General features: G+C 46.1%; 16 protein-coding genes and 1 other annotated feature. Of the genes, 3 read left to right on the forward strand and 13 right to left on the reverse strand.

Translation table 11 applies throughout. The annotated features are described in order from the left end of the window. Positions 1 to 25: 25 nt before the first annotated feature. Genes gpmI through AU387_RS04065 form a run of 3 tightly spaced genes read right to left on the reverse strand, consistent with a single transcriptional unit; the run spans position 26 to position 3,530 of the window. The gene (gene gpmI, locus AU387_RS21470) at positions 26 to 1,561 is read right to left on the reverse strand and encodes a 2,3-bisphosphoglycerate-independent phosphoglycerate mutase (protein ID WP_059334929.1); all 1,536 of its coding nucleotides are present in this window, start codon (positions 1,559 to 1,561) and stop codon (positions 26 to 28) included. Beyond that, the gene (gene tpiA / locus AU387_RS04060) at positions 1,554 to 2,315 is read right to left on the reverse strand and encodes a triose-phosphate isomerase (protein WP_010331914.1); all 762 of its coding nucleotides are present in this window, start codon (positions 2,313 to 2,315) and stop codon (positions 1,554 to 1,556) included. Before tpiA ends, gpmI begins: the two co-directional genes overlap by 8 nt. A gap of 30 nt (positions 2,316 to 2,345) precedes the next feature. Next, entirely contained in the window at positions 2,346 to 3,530 is a 1,185-nt protein-coding gene (locus AU387_RS04065; protein ID WP_044159156.1) for a phosphoglycerate kinase, read from the reverse strand. 48 nt (positions 3,531 to 3,578) lie between these two features. Here AU387_RS04065 and AU387_RS21545 point away from each other — a divergent pair, with 48 nt between their 5' ends. Beyond that, the gene (locus AU387_RS21545) at positions 3,579 to 3,731 is read left to right on the forward strand and encodes a hypothetical protein (protein WP_157722679.1); all 153 of its coding nucleotides are present in this window, start codon (positions 3,579 to 3,581) and stop codon (positions 3,729 to 3,731) included. 112 nt (positions 3,732 to 3,843) lie between these two features. On the opposite strand, the gene gap is transcribed toward AU387_RS21545, so the two are convergent. The 3 genes from gap to araE all read right to left on the reverse strand — a co-directional run bounded on the left by gap (position 3,844) and on the right by araE (position 7,613). Further along, positions 3,844 to 4,851, reverse strand: a complete 1,008-nt coding sequence (gap, locus tag AU387_RS04070; RefSeq protein ID WP_010331916.1) for a type I glyceraldehyde-3-phosphate dehydrogenase — start codon at positions 4,849 to 4,851, stop codon at positions 3,844 to 3,846. A 46-nt stretch (positions 4,852 to 4,897) separates the two neighbouring features. Further along, complete coding sequence (gene cggR, locus AU387_RS04075; RefSeq protein ID WP_059334930.1) at positions 4,898 to 5,920, reverse strand: gapA transcriptional regulator CggR; 1,023 nt, start codon at positions 5,918 to 5,920, stop codon at positions 4,898 to 4,900. 298 nt (positions 5,921 to 6,218) lie between these two features. Then, complete coding sequence (gene araE / locus AU387_RS04080; RefSeq protein ID WP_059334932.1) at positions 6,219 to 7,613, reverse strand: arabinose-proton symporter AraE; 1,395 nt, start codon at positions 7,611 to 7,613, stop codon at positions 6,219 to 6,221. A gap of 203 nt (positions 7,614 to 7,816) precedes the next feature. Here araE and araR point away from each other — a divergent pair, with 203 nt between their 5' ends. Beyond that, entirely contained in the window at positions 7,817 to 8,905 is a 1,089-nt protein-coding gene (gene araR, locus AU387_RS04085; RefSeq protein WP_044159159.1) for an arabinose utilization transcriptional regulator AraR, read from the forward strand. 48 nt (positions 8,906 to 8,953) lie between these two features. Here the strand turns inward: araR and AU387_RS04090 are convergent, their stop codons facing one another. Beyond that, positions 8,954 to 9,964: an LLM class flavin-dependent oxidoreductase gene (locus tag AU387_RS04090; RefSeq protein ID WP_059292524.1), complete on the reverse strand. Its 1,011-nt coding sequence runs from the start codon at positions 9,962 to 9,964 to the stop codon at positions 8,954 to 8,956. A 161-nt stretch (positions 9,965 to 10,125) separates the two neighbouring features. Beyond that, entirely contained in the window at positions 10,126 to 10,998 is an 873-nt protein-coding gene (locus AU387_RS04095; RefSeq protein ID WP_059292523.1) for a LysR family transcriptional regulator, read from the reverse strand. A gap of 98 nt (positions 10,999 to 11,096) precedes the next feature. Here AU387_RS04095 and AU387_RS04100 point away from each other — a divergent pair, with 98 nt between their 5' ends. Continuing rightward, positions 11,097 to 12,014, forward strand: a complete 918-nt coding sequence (locus AU387_RS04100) for a DMT family transporter (RefSeq protein WP_059334934.1) — start codon at positions 11,097 to 11,099, stop codon at positions 12,012 to 12,014. Positions 12,015 to 12,048: 34 nt separating this feature from the next. Here AU387_RS04100 and AU387_RS04105 read toward each other — a convergent pair whose 3' ends face one another. From AU387_RS04105 to lutA, 5 genes are all read right to left on the reverse strand, one after another. Then, complete coding sequence (locus AU387_RS04105; RefSeq protein ID WP_059334936.1) at positions 12,049 to 13,392, reverse strand: amino acid permease; 1,344 nt, start codon at positions 13,390 to 13,392, stop codon at positions 12,049 to 12,051. A 69-nt stretch (positions 13,393 to 13,461) separates the two neighbouring features. Beyond that, positions 13,462 to 13,700: a binding site (T-box leader), on the reverse strand. Between the two features lie 97 nt (positions 13,701 to 13,797). Next, positions 13,798 to 14,832 carry a glycosyl hydrolase family 18 protein gene (locus AU387_RS04110; RefSeq protein WP_059334938.1) on the reverse strand — a complete coding sequence of 345 codons (1,035 nt, stop codon included), beginning with the start codon at positions 14,830 to 14,832 and terminating at the stop codon, positions 13,798 to 13,800. 105 nt (positions 14,833 to 14,937) lie between these two features. Continuing rightward, a complete protein-coding gene (gene lutC / locus AU387_RS04115; protein ID WP_059334939.1) occupies positions 14,938 to 15,660 on the reverse strand; it encodes a lactate utilization protein LutC in 723 nt (240 codons plus the stop codon). Continuing rightward, entirely contained in the window at positions 15,660 to 17,099 is a 1,440-nt protein-coding gene (gene lutB, locus AU387_RS04120) for a lactate utilization iron-sulfur protein LutB (protein WP_044159168.1), read from the reverse strand. Before lutB ends, lutC begins: the two co-directional genes overlap by 1 nt. Before the next feature lie 27 nt (positions 17,100 to 17,126). Further along, positions 17,127 to 17,843 carry a lactate utilization iron-sulfur protein LutA gene (gene lutA, locus AU387_RS04125; protein WP_024122905.1) on the reverse strand — a complete coding sequence of 239 codons (717 nt, stop codon included), beginning with the start codon at positions 17,841 to 17,843 and terminating at the stop codon, positions 17,127 to 17,129. Between the last annotated feature and the right edge of the window lie 299 nt (positions 17,844 to 18,142).

Consider the following 18,142-nt stretch of genomic DNA (forward strand, 5'->3'; position numbering starts at 1 on the left):
GTTTGTCTCTCCTTTGATTTTCAGCTTATTTTTGAATTAAAGATGTTCCAGTCATTTCTTTCGGTTTTTCAACACCGAGAAGGTCTAATAACGTTGGTGCAAGGTCGCCTAGGATTCCGCCTTCACGCAGCGTGATGCCTTCTTTCGTAACAATGACAGGGACTGGATTTGTCGTATGTGCAGTGTGCGGTTCGCCTGATTCTGTGATCAGAATATCAGCATTACCGTGATCAGCGGTAATGATAGCGTGTCCGCCTTTAGCGAGAATCGCGTCAACGACTTCGCCTAAGCATTCGTCCACTGCTTCAATCGCTTTAATTGTAGGTTCAACCATTCCGGAGTGGCCGACCATGTCTGGGTTTGCGAAGTTAAGGATAATCGCGTCATGCTTGTCAGCTTCGATTTCTTTGACAAGCGCGTCCTTCACTTCATACGCACTCATTTCAGGCTTCAAGTCGTATGTTGCGACTTTCGGCGAGTTGATAAGAATACGCTCTTCACCAGGGAATTCAGCTTCACGGCCTCCGCTCATAAAGAACGTGACGTGCGGATACTTTTCAGTTTCTGCAATTCGAAGCTGTTTTAATCCTTGCTGAGATAATACTTCTCCGACTGTGTTATCAAGATTTATCGGTTTAAACGCCACATAGCCGTCAACTGTTTCACTGAAGTGAGTCAGGCAGACGAAATGCAGGTTTTTCGGATAATTCTCGCCGCGGTCGAAATCGCGGAAGTCTTTGTTCGTGAACGTGTTGGAAATCTGAATGGCGCGGTCCGGTCTGAAATTATAGAAAATCACAGAATCGCCGTCTTGGATTTTCGCAACAGGCTCACCGTTTTCTTTTGTGATGACAGATGGAATAACGAATTCATCGTGGATTCCATTCGCATATGAATCATCAACAACATCCAGTGCGCTGCGGTATGTCGGGCCTTCGCCGTATGCCATTGCACGGTACGCTTTTTCTACACGGTCCCAGCGTTTGTCGCGGTCCATTGAGTAGTAGCGTCCGGAAATGCTGGCGATTTCTCCGACACCGATTTCCTCGATTTGTTCGTTCAGCTGGTTGATGTACGTTTTCGCTGTTTGCGGACCTACATCACGGCCGTCAAGGAAGCCATGGATATATACCTTTGTCAGCCCTTCTTTTTTCGCAAGCTTTAACAGTGCGAATAAATGGTTGATATGGCTGTGCACGCCGCCGTCCGATAATAGACCGAACAGATGCAGGGCTTTGTCGTTTTCTTTCGCGTTGCTGATCGCGTCAAGGAATGTTTGATTGCGTTCGAACTCTCCCTCGCGAATGGCAACATTTACGCGTGTTAAGCTTTGGTACACAATACGGCCCGCACCGATATTTAAGTGGCCTACTTCGGAGTTCCCCATCTGTCCGTCAGGAAGACCTACAGCCTCGCCTGAAGCAGTCAGTGTCTGATGAGGATACTGATTCCAATAGCGGTCAAAATTCGGTTTTTTCGCCAAAGCGACTGCGTTCCCTACTGTTTCATTTCGTAATCCGAACCCATCAAGAATGATGAGTGCAGCTGGTTTTTTACTCATATTGACCTTCCTCCAATAATTGAACGAATGACTGTGGCTCAAGGCTCGCGCCGCCGACCAAAGCACCGTCAATATCGGACTCTGCCATATATTCTTTAATGTTTGCAGGCTTTACGCTTCCGCCATATTGAATGCGAAGCTTGTCTGCCGCTTCTTGGCCGAAGCTTTCAGCGACGGTTTTACGGATATGCGCACACACGTCGTTCGCATCTTTAGATGTAGAAGATTTGCCTGTTCCGATTGCCCAGATTGGCTCATAAGCAATAACAGAAGCTGCAACTTGTTCTTCAGAAAGACCAGCAAGGCCTTTTTTCACTTGGTCAGCCACAAGATCATTTGTTTTGCCGGCTTCGCGCTCTTCAAGCGTTTCACCCACACAGATGATCGGCACAATGCCGTGTTTGAAAGCAGCATGTGCTTTTTTGTTAACTGTTTCATCAGTTTCAGCGAACATTTCACGGCGCTCAGAGTGGCCGATGACGCAGTAGTCAACGCCAAGGTCTTTCAGAGCAACCGGGCTGATTTCGCCTGTGAACGCGCCGCTTTCTTCGAAGTGCATGTTTTGTGCGCCGACTTTAAGGTCAGTGCCTTTAACAGCAGAAGTCAGCTTTTCTAGGAAAAGCGCTGGCGCGCAAACAACAGCTTCCGCTTTGTCTGCTGCTGGAATGGAAGATTTCACTTCTTCAACGAAGCTGACAGCCTCGCCGAGTGTTTTGTTCATTTTCCAGTTACCGGCTATAATTGGTTTTCTCATCTGTTCCACTTCCTTATAGCAGTTTTAAAATTATTTATCGTTCAGTGCAGCTACCCCTGGAAGCTCTTTGCCTTCCATGAACTCAAGGGATGCGCCGCCTCCTGTTGAGATGTGGCTCATTTTGTCAGCTAGGCCGAATTTTTCAACCGCTGCTGCAGAGTCTCCTCCGCCGATGACAGAGTATGTATCTTTTGCCTCTGCCAATGCTTCCGCAACCGCTTTTGTTCCTTGAGCGAACAAGTCGATTTCGAATACGCCCATCGGTCCGTTCCACACGACAAGTTTGCTGTTTTTGATGACATCAGCATACGTTTCGCGTGTTTTCGTACCAATGTCGATTGCTTCTAAATCACTAGGGATTTCAGAGATCGGCACCATTTTTACGTTTGCATCGTTAGAGAAATCATCTGCAACGAGTACATCTTCAGGCATGTAGAAGTTAACGCCTTTTTCTTTCGCGCGGTCCATAAATGATTTCGCAAGCTCGATTTTATCCTCTTCAAGAAGAGATTTACCGACTTCATGGCCAAGCGCTTTTACGAATGTATAAGCAAGACCTCCGCCGATGATCAGGTTGTCTACTTTATCAAGAAGACTTTCGATGACACCGATTTTGTCTTTTACTTTCGCTCCGCCGATGATCGCCGTGAATGGGCGATCAGGGTTAGAAACCGCTTTTCCGAGTACATCAAGCTCTTTTTCCATTAAGAAACCTGCAACCGCTGGCAGATGCTTGGCAATTCCAGCTGTAGATGCGTGAGCGCGGTGGGCAGCACCGAATGCGTCATTTACATATACATCTGCAAGCTCAGCAAATGCTTTTGCAAGCTCAGGATCATTTTTCTCTTCACCAGGGTAGAAACGTACGTTTTCCAATACAAGAACGTCTCCGTCCTTCATGTCGGAAATTTGTGATTTTACAGCATCGCCGTAAGCTTCATCCGCTTTTTTCACTTCTTTGCCAAGCAGTTCGCCGAGGCGTGCAGCGACAGGAGTTAAACGAAGCTCCTCAACGACTTCGCCTTTCGGGCGGCCTAAGTGGCTCGCGAGAAGGACTTTCGCGCCTTGGTCTGCAAGGTGTTTGATTGTCGGAAGTGCAGCACGGATACGTGTATCGTCTGTTACTTCCCCGTCTTTCATTGGAACGTTAAAGTCAACGCGGCAGAATACAACTTTGCCTTTTACGTCGATGTCTTTGAGAGTTTTCTTATTCATGCTTTAGGAGATCCTCCTTCAAAATGGTTTGCATGCAGCACGAAAAACGTGAAACCGTCTGATCAAGCGATTACTCCGCGAGGGCAGATCGCATACTTTTCGGCACAGGGCAGATCGTCTGAAGCCAGGGCAGTGGCCGCAGGCGAAGGCGCCGGAAAGCTGCAAAACGCAGATGCTACTCTTTCACAGAACGTTTTCTGAAAGCCGGTCTTCATGGAAAAAGGGAAAGGGAGTCCGTCCCCTTCCCTTGTCCGCTTTCATTATAGCGCTTCTATTCAAAAGAACCAAGTAAGGTCCTTTTTTCAGCTATGAATTAAAGACCTTTTTTAGCGATGTAAGCTGCAAGGTCAACAACGCGGTTAGAGTAGCCGCTTTCGTTATCGTACCAAGAGATTACTTTTACCATGCTGCCTTCCATAACCATTGTAGAAAGAGCATCGATTGTAGAAGAATTTTTGTTTCCGTTGTAGTCGCCAGAAACTAATGGCTCTTCGCTGTAGCCAAGGATTCCTTTAAGATCTCCTTCAGCTGCTTCTTTAAGAGCTGCATTTACATCTTCAGCTGTTACTTCTTGGTTCAGTTCAGCAACCAAGTCAACTAAAGAAACGTTTGGAGTTGGAACACGCATTGCTCCGCCGTTCAGTTTGCCTTTTAGTTCAGGAAGAACTAGAGAAACTGCTTTAGCGGCACCAGTTGAAGTTGGGATGATGTTTTCAGCTGCTGCACGCGCACGACGGTAGTCTTTGTGCGGAAGATCAAGAATTTGCTGATCGTTTGTGTAAGAGTGAACTGTTGTCATCATACCGCGTTTGATGCCGAATTTGTCGTTAAGTACTTTTGCAAACGGCGCAAGGCAGTTTGTTGTGCAAGATGCGTTTGAGATAACGTCGTGGTTAGCCGCATCGTATTTATCTTCGTTAACACCCATAACGATTGTGATATCTTCTTCGTTAGCAGGAGCAGAGATGATTACTTTTTTCGCGCCAGCTTCTAAGTGTTTCGCAGCGTCTGCGCGTTTTGTGAAGAAACCAGTAGATTCAACTACGATTTCAACGCCTTGTTTACCCCAGCTAAGTTTAGCAGGATCGCGTTCTGCAGAAACTTCAATTGTTTTACCGTTAACAACAAGGTTGTTACCGTCAACTGAAACCTCAGCGTCTAATTTTCCGTGTACAGAATCATATTGTAAAAGGTGAGCGAGCATGTTAGCATCTGTTAAATCGTTAACCGCTACTACCTCAACTTCAGGATTGTTTAATGCTGCGCGGAATACGTTACGTCCAATACGACCAAAACCGTTAATACCGACTTTTACTGCCATGATTGTTTCCTCCTTTAAATAAGTGAGAGATATTTATATTGAGGGATTATTCATCCCTTAATAACTTCTTTGCGGCTCCTTCGTCAGTGATGAGAACCGTGTTGCGCGGCTTTTTAAAGTAAGCCTCGATCGCCTCGGCTTTTGATGATCCGCCCGCTACCGCTATAATATCGGGAATGGCGTCTATGTCATCCAGCTGCATTCCGACAGAATGCACTTTGTGGACCACTTCGCCGTCCGCGTTAAAATAGTAGCCGAACGCTTCTGTCACCGCGTTGTTATCATCTATTTTCTTTAAGTCTTCTAAAGGTGTGTTTCTCCGCTCAGCCATAGTTTTAGCTTCGCCGATTCCGTGAACCAGCATACTCGCTGATTTAATCGTGTTCAGCACCTCTTTAACAGAAGGTTCTTCAATAATAGATGAATAGGCGCCTTGTGACAGCTGACCCGGAACAAACAAAAGCCTATAAGTGCCTGAAGCCTTTTCCGCCATATGCGCGCATATGGTGTTCGCCTGGTTTTTTACGTCTTCGCCTAACCCGCCTCTTGCAGGCACAAACAAAAGCTCGCGGTTTTTAGAATCCGGCGTCATCATCTCGGCGACAGCTTCAATTGTCGTACCGCCGGTCACAGCGACGATATTTTTGCCTGAAAATCTTTTTTTCATACATGCGACAGCCGCTCTTCCCATTTCTTTTTTGACCCATGGGGATTGATCGCTGTCTCCGGATACAATAATGACGTCATTTAGATTTAAACGTTCTTTTAATGTCTTTTCCAAAAGCGTCAAACCTAAAACATCTTTCATCGTATCTTCTAAAACGGAAAGCAGTTCATAACCTTCTTCTGTCAGCGTCATGCCGTTTGTTTTAATATCGACCAGATTCTGTTCCTTCAAAAACTGAACCTCGCCTCTCAGCACACGCTCGCTGATTCCGAGACTGGCAGACAGGCTTCTGCGGCCGATGGGTTCTGTCAGCCTGATATACTGCAAGATTTCGAACCTCTTTTGCATAACGAGCAGAAGATCAGGCAATAATTTTTTTTGAGCTAGTATTAACTGGTTCATGACTCAAACGTTCCTTCCTTTTTTTGCTGGACATCAAACGTCCCGCTATGACAAAAAACGTCCCATCATAGCCAAAAAAAATTATTTCTGCTTTCTTTAATTATTTTAACAGGGTGGAAATGTTTATTCAACTGTTAAGAGCCAATTCATCGACAATATTCGCGCAGTTTTCATGCAGCTGCGTTTCTTATTCATTATTTTTCCCTTTATATCTCTATCTTATACAGCAAACCGTTAATGGTGCGCACAAAATAAAAGAGCCCTCTCAATCGAAAGGGCTACATATTTTAAAGCGTTTTCATTTTATCCAGAGCTTTTCAATCTCTTCGAGCGATTTATTCTTCGTTTCCGGACAGATTGTGATGACAAACAGGAAGCAGAGAATGTTAATGACGGCAAAGATCCAGAACGTATAGGCCAGTCCGAACGAGCTGATCATCATCGGCACAAACTGCCCGATCGCCCAGTTTGCTCCCCATAAAAAGATGGTGGCGATCCCTGCGGCTCTCGCCCGCAGATGGTTCGGGAAAATTTCAGAAATCATAATCCATGTGATCGGCCCGACCGATACACAGAACGCGGCGACAAACCCTAATATAAAGAAGATCAGCATAAATCCGCTTGTTAACTGAAAATAAAACGACGTCCCGATTAAGATCATAAAAATAGCCATGAAAGCAGAACCGATGGACATCAGTTTTTTGCGTCCGACTTTATCAATCAATAAAACTGCGATGACGGTAAAAATGACTTCCACAACACCGACAATACAGGTTGTCACGAATCCGGCATTTTGTCCGAATCCCATCATTTTAAAGATTTCTGGTCCGTAATAGGTGATGGCGTTCATGCCGATCACTTGATTAAAGAGCGCCAGCAGGATTCCAATGATAAGCGCTTTTCTGAGACCTGGTTTGAAGAGCTGTGATAGTGACCCCATTTGTTCTATTTTTAATGAGTTTTCAATGTTCTTCAATTCTTCTTTTGCGACAGTTTCTCCATTAATGCGTGTCAGAATCGATAACGCTTCTTTTGTTCTGCCTGCTTTCGCCAGCCATCTTGGACTTTCCGGCACGACCAGCAGGACTAGGAAAAAGATAACGGATGGCACCATTCCGTAAGCGAGCATCCATCTCCAGCCGGTTTGCACGCCCCATTCATATGTTCCGGAACGCTGGACAGCGAGATTAATAAAGTACGTTGCGGAAATACCCAGTATCGTAAAAAGCTGATATAAGGAAGATAAACTTCCGCGTATGGCGGGCGGCGCCGCTTCCGTAATATAAGTCACGGATAATGACGAACCCATTCCGATCCCTAAACCTCCGATAATCCTCGCAATGATTAAGGTCGACACGTCTTGTGAAACAGCAGAAACAACTGCCGATACCGCAAATAACAGGGCCGCTGTCATTAAGATTTTTCTGCGCCCGAACCAGTCGCTTAAAAACCCGGATACCCCGACTCCCGCAACTCCTCCAATCATAATGCTTGAAATTACAAGCCCCTCCATGAACGGACTCAGGCTGTATAAATCCTTTAGAAAACCAATAGCACCGGAAATAACTGCAGTGTCATAGCCGTACAATAAACCGCCAAGCCCCGCCGCGCATGATATCAAAATCACAAATCCCATTGAATGGCTTCTTGTTACAGGAGCATTTGGTTCTAATTGAGTTGGAGTATTCTTCATTTCTCTGCCCTCCCGAAAGTTGAGTAAAGCGTTTACAATTTTCTTTCTAATTGTACGTACTTATTTAAAAATTTAACGAAAATTATTGTTTATTAGTACGTACAAATATAGAATAATCCCGTTTGCATTTTCTGTCAATGTTTTCTTGTATAGATCACTGTGATATACTGAAATTTGTCCGTATACATTTTGGAGGAATGGATATGTTACCAAAATATGCTCAAGTAAAAGAAGAAATCAGTTCATGGATTAATCAAGGCAAAATCCTGCCCGATCAAAAGATCCCTACCGAAAACGAGTTAATGCAGCAATTTGGCGTCAGCCGGCATACCATTCGTAAAGCCATTGGAGACCTCGTATCGCAAGGCCTGCTTTACAGCGTGCAAGGCGGGGGCACCTTTGTCGCTTCACGCTCTGCTAAATCAGCGCTGCATTCCAATAAAACGATCGGCGTTCTGACGACCTACATATCAGACTATATTTTTCCGAGCATCATTAGGGGAATCGAGTCTTATTTAAGCGAGCAGGGATATTCTATGCTTTTGACAAGCACAAACAACAATCCCGACAATGAACGCAGAGGATTAGAAAACCTGCTGTCACAGCATATTGACGGATTGATTGTAGAACCGACAAAAAGCGCTCTGCAAACGCCGAATATTGGCTACTATCTTAATTTAGAAAAAAACGGCATTCCTTTTGCGATGATTAATGCGTCATACGCCGAGCTTGCTGCACCAAGTTTTACTCTGGATGATGTGAAAGGCGGCGTGATGGCGGCCGAGCACCTGCTCTCTCTCGGCCATACGCACATGATGGGTATTTTTAAAGCTGATGACACGCAGGGTGTCAAACGGATGAACGGGTTCATACAGGCGCATCGTGAGCGTGAGTTATTTCCTTCTCCGGATATGATTGTGACGTTTACGACGGAAGAAAAGGAATCAAGGCTGCTGGAGAAAGTAAAAGAGACACTGGAGAAAAACAGCAAAAACATGCCGACTGCTATTCTTTGCTATAATGATGAAATTGCACTGAAGGTGATTGATATGCTTCGGGAGATGGATATCAAGGTGCCTGAGGATATGTCCATCGTTGGGTATGATGATTCTCATTTCGCGCAAATCTCGGAGGTGAAATTAACCTCTGTGAAGCACCCGAAGTCTGTGCTGGGAAAAGCGGCTGCAAAATATGTTATTGACTGTTTGGAGCATAAAAAGCCTAAGCAGGAAGATGTCATTTTTGAGCCTGAGCTGATCATCCGCCAGTCCGCAAGAAAGCTGAATGAATAAAAAAGCAATGTATGGGTTTCCCCTTTACATTGCTTTTTTTTATGGCCTTTATCTGTTTTTCCAAATGTCAGCCACGATTTCAAATGAACGCATTCTGTCAGCGTGTTCAAAGGTTTCTGAGTTGACCATAATTTCATCGGCCTGAGTCGTTTTGACAAAGTCTTCAAGCTTTTCTTTCACTTCTTCAGGACCGCCAACAATGGTTGAACTGAGCTGCTCATGAACCATTGCTTTTTCATATGGGCTCCAGATTTGATCCATGTCTTCTACTGGCGGCTTCAGCTGGTTCGGCGTGCCGCGGACAAGATCAAGGAATCGCTGGTAATGCGATGTAGCCAGATGCTGCGCTTTCTCGTTTGTATCTGCGGCGATAATCGTTACGCCGACCATCGCATACGGTTCATCGAGCACTTCTGACGGTGTAAAGGAATTGCGGTACAGCTCCAAAGCGGGAACGGTATTCGCCGGTGAGAAATGGGCAGCGAATGCAAACGGAAGACCCAGCTCACCTGCCAGACGGGCGCTGAAGCCGCTTGAGCCCAGCAGCCAAATCGGCACATCTATGCCCTCTCCCGGAATGGCGCGGACTTGATTGCGCACGTTTCCTGATGGTTTAAAGTAATTGCGCAGTTCCTCTAATTGTTCAGGGAAATCTTCACCGCTGCTGATGTTTCTGCGGAGCGCCCTTGCAGTCAATTGGTCTGTTCCCGGTGCACGCCCGAGCCCCAGATCAATCCGTCCGGGATACAGTGTTTCCAGTGTGCCGAATTGTTCAGCGATGACAAGTGACGAGTGATTCGGAAGCATAATGCCGCCGGAACCGACGCGGATTTTCTTTGTGCCGCCGGCTATATGGCCGATCAGAACCGCGGTGGCAGAGCTTGCGACACCTTCGATATTATGATGCTCTGCAAGCCAATAACGGTGATAGCCCCACTCCTCTGCACGGCGCGCCAAGTCCATGCTGTTTCGGAATGACTCTGCTATCGTTCCCCCTTGAACAACAGGAGATAAATTCAAGACAGAAAGCAAGGTATCTTTGCGTTGGTTGTTAGACATATTGTTCTCCTTTGCAGTTGTGATATAAGTAAACAGCCTCATGCTGCTATGTCTTTATCGAAAGGACTTCTATCACACCTTATCACAACTGCGTTTAGGATGAAAAGAATTTGATTCGATGAAATTCGAACAATAAAAAAGACGTTTCTTCATTTTGATTTTTACGCAAACAGCTCTTGTGCCATCTCAATGAAAAGCTTAGCCGCCAAAGAAGCCTCATGTAATGAAGGAACGGCAAGCTGCACATCCCGATACACCTGCGGATCGAGATCCCGCGTGACCACATGCTCCGGCAGCGGCATTCCCGACATGGACATTTCTGATAAAATCGCCAGCCCCAAGCCTTCTTTGATCATGCTGATCGAGGTGTTCATGTTATAGACAGTGAAAGCAGTGTGCAGCGTTGAACCAGCTTGCTTGAACTTATCGATAAAAGGTGATTCATAGCCGCCGTCGCAGACAACCATCGGCTCACAATCGAGATCTTTCAGCGTGATGGCCGGGCGATTGCACAGCGGGTGGTCATCACGCAGCACGACGACCATTTTGTCTTTTTTCAGCCGAATGTACTCCATCTCGTTTGCCGGATACAGAAGAATGCCGGCATCGATCATCCGTGTGTGAAGCCACTCCTTGACTTCATCTACGGTTCCTTCATGCAAAACAAGCTCCAATTTCGGATACCTTTGTTTAAACTCGCTGATCAGCTTTGGCATAAAATAAGCGGAAGCGGTTGGAAATGTGCCGATATGAATCGTTCCCAGCTCAAGCCCTTTTTCTGCCGCTGCGACCTGCTCAACTTTTTCGATTCCTTTTAACACTTCTCTGATATGGACTAAGATCTTTTTTCCCGTGTCCGTCAGCATCAGGCCGTTTCGGCGGTCACGGATGATCAGTTTCACATCAAGCTCGGCTTCAATTGCGGAAATGGCATGGCTGACAGCCGGCTGTGTCATGTTTAGCGCCTGTCCCGCTTTTGTAAAACTCCCCGTTTCAGCTACTTTGACGAAAACTCTTAATTGTGTAATGGTCATAACAATTTACTTATGCTCCTCATAAAAAAGATTCATTTTATTTATCTTATGTTCTACCGTATCATATGATGGAAATGTTCTACAAGGAGTGATCAAAAGTGAAGCAGCTATCAAAAACGCGGACAGCGCTCCTTCTCGCCTTTCTCGTTATCATGTGGGGGGTCAATTGGCCGCTGTCGAAAGCCGCGCTCGCCTATTCACCGCCTTTATTGTTTGCGGGCATCCGGACGCTGATCGGCGGGCTTTTATTAGTGATTGTCGCATTGCCGCGTATTCATAAACTGCGTTTTAAAGAGACGTGGCCGATTTATCTTGTTTCTGCTCTTTTAAATATTACGTTATTCTACGGTCTGCAAACGATTGGGCTGAATTATCTTCCTGCTGGTCTCTTTTCAGCTATCGTATTCTTTCAGCCGGTGCTGATGGGTGTCTTTTCTTGGATGTGGCTCGGCGAATCCATGTTTACGTTGAAAGTGATCGGGCTTGTGCTCGGTTTTGCCGGGGTTGCTGTCATCAGTGCCGCGGGCTTTGGCGGTCATATTTCTGTCATAGGGGTTCTGCTGGCTCTGGGTTCCGCGCTCAGCTGGGCACTCGGAACAGTATTTATGAAAAGAACAGGCAGCCGCGTCGATTCCATCTGGATGGTCGCCTTGCAGCTGACAATCGGCAGCGTATTTTTGCTCGTATCCGGCTCCTGGACAGAGAGCTTTTCCGCGATCCAATGGACAGTCTCGTTTGTCGTCAGTCTGCTGTTCATCTCAGTGTTTGTCATCGCGCTTGGATGGCTTGTCTTTTTTACCCTTGTCGGTTCTGGAGAAGCAAGCAAGGTCGCTTCCTACACCTTTTTGATTCCGCTCATTTCCATCGTGGCCAGCTCGATTTTCCTGCATGAGCCGTTAACCGTCAGCCTCTTGGCAGGCCTTGTTCTGATTGTCACAAGCATTTGCCTCGTCAATACAAAATCAAAGGCTCAGAAAGCGGCTGCGCTCGGTGTAAATGAGAAGGCTGCCCATTAAAAAAACTCTTGTCTAATGACAAGAGTTTTCTTATTTACTGGTGCTTGCGTCCTTTGACCAAATACGCAATCGTAATCAAAAGGTAGATCGCCGCAGTAATGATGGTAATGACAATTGACGTTGTCATGATGACCCCGATCAAAATGGCGAGTAATGCCAGAATCGCAAACCATGTGGTGTACGGGAACCACTTTACATAATAAGCTGGTGTTTCTGTTTGATGTTTTCTTGATTTCAAATGGGCCAATCCAATGATCAGCCAAATAAATAAGACTGTATATCCAAGTGACCCCATTAAGTAATTAAATGTCTGGCTTCCGGCGAACAGAGAAATCAATACACCAATATATAAAGAAGAAGTGCACATCAGTATCGCAAACATCGGGACGTTTTTCGATGAAAGCTTAGAAAAGATACGCGGCAGTCTTCCGTCAGTTGCCTGTGTATACAAAATGCGGGACGATCCGTATAAACCTGAATTCATAGAGGAAATGATGGCAAGCAGGATGACTGCATTCATGATATGGTCTGCCCCCGGAATGCCTACCATTTTAAAGACCATCACAAAAGGACTTTCAGGAACTGAATTCACTTGATTCCACGGGATCAGACTGACAATGATGAAAAACGGCAGCAGGTAAAACGCGACAATGCGTGTTAATGTGCTGCGGACTGCTTTCGGGACAACCTGTTCCGGATTTTTTGTCTCAGCCAACGTCACACCGATAATTTCTGTACCGCCATAGGAATAGATGACGACAAGCATGGCTGTGATCAGCCCGGTGCCTCCGTGCGGGAAAAATCCGCCGTGCTCTGTCAGATTCGAAAACCCGGCCGCTGTGTGATCACCGAATGATACAAATAAGAGCAGCAATCCTAATAAAATAAAGATAACAATAACGGTAATCTTGATCATAGCCAGCCAATACTCAGTTTCGGCGAAGATTTTTACAGAAAGCAAGTTCACAATCGTAACAACTAGAGAAATTGCTAATGCCAGCACCCAGATCGGACAGCCCGGCAGCCAATATTGAATAAAGATCGCAGCTACAACAGCCTCAGCCGCAATGTTAAGCACCCACATTTTCCAGTAGATCCAGTCCAAGAAATATGCAGCGTAATTTCCTAACACCTGCTGCACAAGATCACGGAAGGTTCTCGCGTTTCGGTTGCGCACAGCCATTTCTGCGAGCCCCTGCATTATAAACAGCAAAATAATGCCGCCGAGCAGGTATGCGATAATGACCGATGGTCCTGCCATATCGATTGCCGAGCTGCTTCCTTTAAATAAACCTGCTCCGATTGCTCCGCCCAGCGCCATCATCATAATATGGCGGGACGTCATCGTGCGTTTTAACGTCTGATTGTCCTTTTTCATCCTCTTTTTCCTCTCCTTCTCGTCTTCAAAAACAAAAAAAGCCCGCCGTCTCTTATCTATACGAATAGATAAAGAGACGACGAGCCTTCGGCTGACCGCGGTACCACTCTTGTTGATCCTTCCTAGAAGAATCCAGCTTTTTGACCCTGTAACGAAGGTTAGCCGTTAAAACATGGGGAATATTCAATCTATTCCGTTTCGTCCTACCACTCCCGGGCGAGTTCAAAGAAGAATCAGGCTGCGTCGCACCATCCCGCAGCTCTCTGTTCTGATACCTTTCTTTTACTGCTCCCAATCTATGTGTTTTAGTTTTCTGAAAAACTTAAATTTTATGATCTGAATATATTAACATAATATACGTGCTTCTGTTTTCTCTGTCAATAACTTGCGAGAAAAAAGAAATTGTTATTTTGTCCCTTTCTGAATGGCCTTCCAGAAGGATTCCGATTCGTGTCCTAAAGCATAGACAGAGACACCGGCTATTTTATATTGTTTCGCCAGACGGCTTTTTGTTTCGATTGTTTTTTCATTTTCATACCAAACGACATGTTTATGTTTCTTTTTGTCAGTGTAAGAAAACGTCATAGAACCTGTTTTTTTATTGAATGCCGACTTTGCTTTCTGCTTCTTAATGAGGGACTTGATGTCATTCCATTCCTTCGCTGAGCTGCTGATTCCCTCTTTCAGATCCCAATCATAGCCGTACGCAGGGACCCCCATGATCACTTTGTTTGCTTTGATTTTTTTGACAGAAAACTGCAGCGAGCGCTTGATCCAGCTTGTGGTTGCCACTGAGCCCGGTTCGCCCCAAATGCCGTGTTCGTCGTAAGTCATGACTTGCACATAGTCGGCATATTTCCCGATTTTCGCATAATCATACGGCCAGCTCCAGTCATCGTTTTTATCATCGGCGCTTTTGGCCGGAACGGAGACCATTGTTTTGATATGTTTCTTTTTCAAAGCTTGTGAGACATATTGAATGAAGCTTGAGTATGCAGAACGGTCTTTCGGATTAACTGCCTCAAAGTCAATATTGACTCCGTAATAGTGGTGCTTTTTTGCCAAAGAAATGAGCTGGTCTGTGAATCGTTTTCTCGCTGTTTTGTCAGTCATGACCCGATTCGCTAAGTTTCCGTCAAAATCATAAATAGCGTCATTATAATTGGAAATGACGGCCCACGTTTTGATTTTATTTTTTTTCGCGTATGTAAGCTGCTTGCTCGGGACATCGCCAATCACACGTCCGTTTTTATCAAACGCAAACGTATCAGTGGCAATGGAGCTGATATATTTATGATACTTCGTAAGAGAATTGTATGATGCCGTATCCCCGGTTGTATAGCCTAATGTCATACTGGCCGCCTTTGCTTCTGTTTTTGTATACATAAACAGAACGATCGCAATCGCTAGTGAAACAGCTATGATCAGCCATTTTTTCATTTCGTTCCCTCCTCTTTCACGTCATATTCTTCTCATCGGCCAAATTTTTGGAAAATGAAGTTTTTTCAAGCAGAAAGCCCGGCATAAGTTGCCGGGCTTTTCAGATCAGCGGTCAGATACGAGAATATAAGCCGCTTTAACCGGACCGTGAACACCGACCACCAAATCCATTTCGATGTCGGCGGAGTTGCTAGGTCCTGTAATGTAGTTAATGCATGAGGGAACCGTGATCCCGTCAGCCATATTTTTCCGAATGATATCACTGGCTTGTGTCATTCTCGGCACTATGCTTGATTTCGGCACAATGGCAATATAAGTTGTCGGCAGAAGACTGACAGAGCGGCCGATGTCTTTTGAAGAATAAAGGACAACCGTACCCGACTCGGCCAGTGTGATTTCACTGAATGTAATCCCCACATTGGCTTGCTCCGCTTTTTTGATATTTTCTTCACCTTGGTCAGCATCCCATTCCCAGACTTGCGTTCCTTCACCAGGCCAGTCTTTGGTGAGCAGGCTATGTAAACCGTAAGCCTCAAACCGGGGGTCCTTCGGAATGATGACAGGCCCTCCGGAAAACCGGCTGACTTGTTCGCGCAAGGCATCGTACAAACCGGTTGAATCCGTCTCAATCAGCTCAGTATGGATTTTGACACAATGGTTTTTGAGCACCGTGACTAAGTCATCGGCCGAATACCCTTCAAATGTTTTATATTGCGGCTGATGCGCCCACTCAGGGACGGCCACGCCACCCGTTCTTCTGTCTCGGCCAAGGCGTGACGCGATCCGGTTTAAAAAGCTCTCTTGATTCTGAATGGTTCCCTTCGTCATCACTGCTCCTCCTTCGTGCGTTCACTTGTTTCTCTGTCTGTAAACCAGTCTCTGAATCTTGATTTATGCGGTGCCGGGAAGTCGCGGATTTGCGTCCAGCCTTTTAGCGGGCCGGGCCCTTTCGAAATTTTGTCGTCCTCTGTAAAAGGCGTCATGGCGGCCGGCGCCCATTTTGAGCCCATTTTATAAAGCGACAAAGAGGAAGACCCAAGACCGAACGCTTTCATCGCAAGCTTTTCACTGATCGGCGCTCTGCCTTCTTTTTCGACGATGTTCTGACGATGCTTGAGAAGCAGCTCATGAAGCGGGATTTTGACCGGGCAGGCTTCAGAACAAGCCGCGCACAGTGTTGACGCGTACGGCAGCTCCTTATAATCGTCATAACCGCCGAGCAGCGGCGATAAAACGGCCCCGATCGGCCCCGAGTAAATCGAGCCGTATGAGTGTCCGCCGACATGGCGGTACACAGGGCAGACATTGATACAGGCAGCACAGCGGATACATTGCAGCACAGACTGAAATTCGGTGCCGAGAATGTTGGACCGGCCATTGTCAACAATGACAAGATGGAATTCCTCCGGGCCGTCGATTTCGTCTTCCAGTTTTGGTCCGGTTAAGGCCGTAATATAACTCGTCAGCCGCTGTCCGACAGCACTTCTTGTCAGCATGCCGACAAGCACTTCAAATTCGGAAAATGACGGGACAATGCGCTCCATTCCCATGACAGTGATTTGTGTTTTCGGCAATGTCGTGACAAGCCGACCGTTTCCTTCATTGGTTACAAGGCTGACTGAACCCGTGTCGGCAATGGCAAAGTTGCAGCCGGTAATGCCGATATCGGCTTCCAGAAATTTTTTCCGGAGGATGCCGCGCGCATGCATGACGAGCTCTTCCGGTTTTTCTGTCTGTTTATAATCCAGTCTTTCCTTAAATACATCGCGAATCTGCTCTTTATTTTTATGAAGAGCCGGCGCCACAATATGTGACGGCGGGTCGTGATCATCAATCTGCAAAATATATTCGCCGAGATCGGTTTCGACGACTTCGCAGCCTTCCTTCTCCAGCACTTCATTCAGATTGATTTCTTCTGTCACCATAGATTTAGACTTTACGATTTTTTTTCCATTTTTCTTTTGAATCACGCTGCGGATATAAGAGGATGCTTCTTCAGCTGTCTCAGCAAAATAAACGTGCCCTCCTCTGCTTGATACATTGGATGCAAGCTGCTCCAAATAAAAATCAAGATTTTCAAGGACATGCTGTCTGATCTCCTCAGACAACGAACGCCATTCTTCCCAGTTTCCCAGCTCTTCGGCTGCTTCCAGCCGTCTCGTCCGCAGACGCTCCTGCGCACCCGAAACAGCGCCTCTCATAAATTCATTATCGATCCCCTGTGATACCCGCTCTTTAAAAGCGTCAGTACCGATTTTCATCGCCATGATCCTTTTCCCCCTCTGTATCCAGTGTTATCTGCTGTTGAGCACTTCGGCGATGTGCATCACTTTGACATTCTTGTCTTTCCGGCCGAGCCGTCCCCCGATATTCATCAAACAGCCGCAGTCAGCGCCGATGAGCACCTCTGCTCCCGTTTCCTCCACACATGCGACTTTCTCATCAACCATCTGCTCAGAAATCTGCGCCATTTTAACAGAGAACGTTCCTCCGAATCCGCAGCAGTTGTGTTTCCCCGGAAGTGACGTGAATTCAAGCCCCTTCACATGGCTCAGCAGTTTCATCGGCTCCTCCGATACGCCGAGCAGCCTCGTCATATGGCATGACGTATGTAAGGTCGCTTTTTTATGAAGGGTCGCGCCGACATCCTCTACCCCAAGGACGTTGACGATAAAATCTGTTAATTCATACGTTTTATCCGCCAGTTTCTGCGCTTTATCCGCCCATTTCGGATCATCTTTAAACAGATGCGGATACTCCCTGAACATTGTGGTGCAAGAACCGGATGGACTGACGACATAATCTGACTCCTGAAACGTTTCAATCATTCGTTTCATTGCTTTTTTGGCGTCATTTACGTAACCGCTGTTGTAAGCCGGCTGGCCGCAGCAGATCTGCCCCTCCGGAAAATCAACCTCACATCCGAGCCGCTCAAGCAGCTCTACCGTTGCTTTTCCTACGTTTGTTTGAAACATATCAACAAGACAAGTGACAAAAAGTGAGACTTTCATGATGAACCCCTCTCTCATCCCCAATATATGATCTGGTCATCTGATGACCTGAAGTTAAAGCTTTTATCAATATCGTACACTATTTGGACACAAAATTGAAAGCATTTTCTAATGATTTCAGCAATAAAAAAACGCCTGTACATAGGACAGAGCGTTCAAAAGGGCTGATATTGCTTTTTAATGTTCCTGCGTATTTCTTATATGTTTTCACAAAGAGATAGAGGAATGAAAGAGCCCTGAGAAGGACGATCCAACCCGCGCCTCCCGTCATCAGTGCAAAAGGCGTTTCAAACAAAAAA

This window comes from Bacillus halotolerans (assembly GCF_001517105.1).
GTDB lineage: Bacteria > Bacillota > Bacilli > Bacillales > Bacillaceae > Bacillus > Bacillus halotolerans.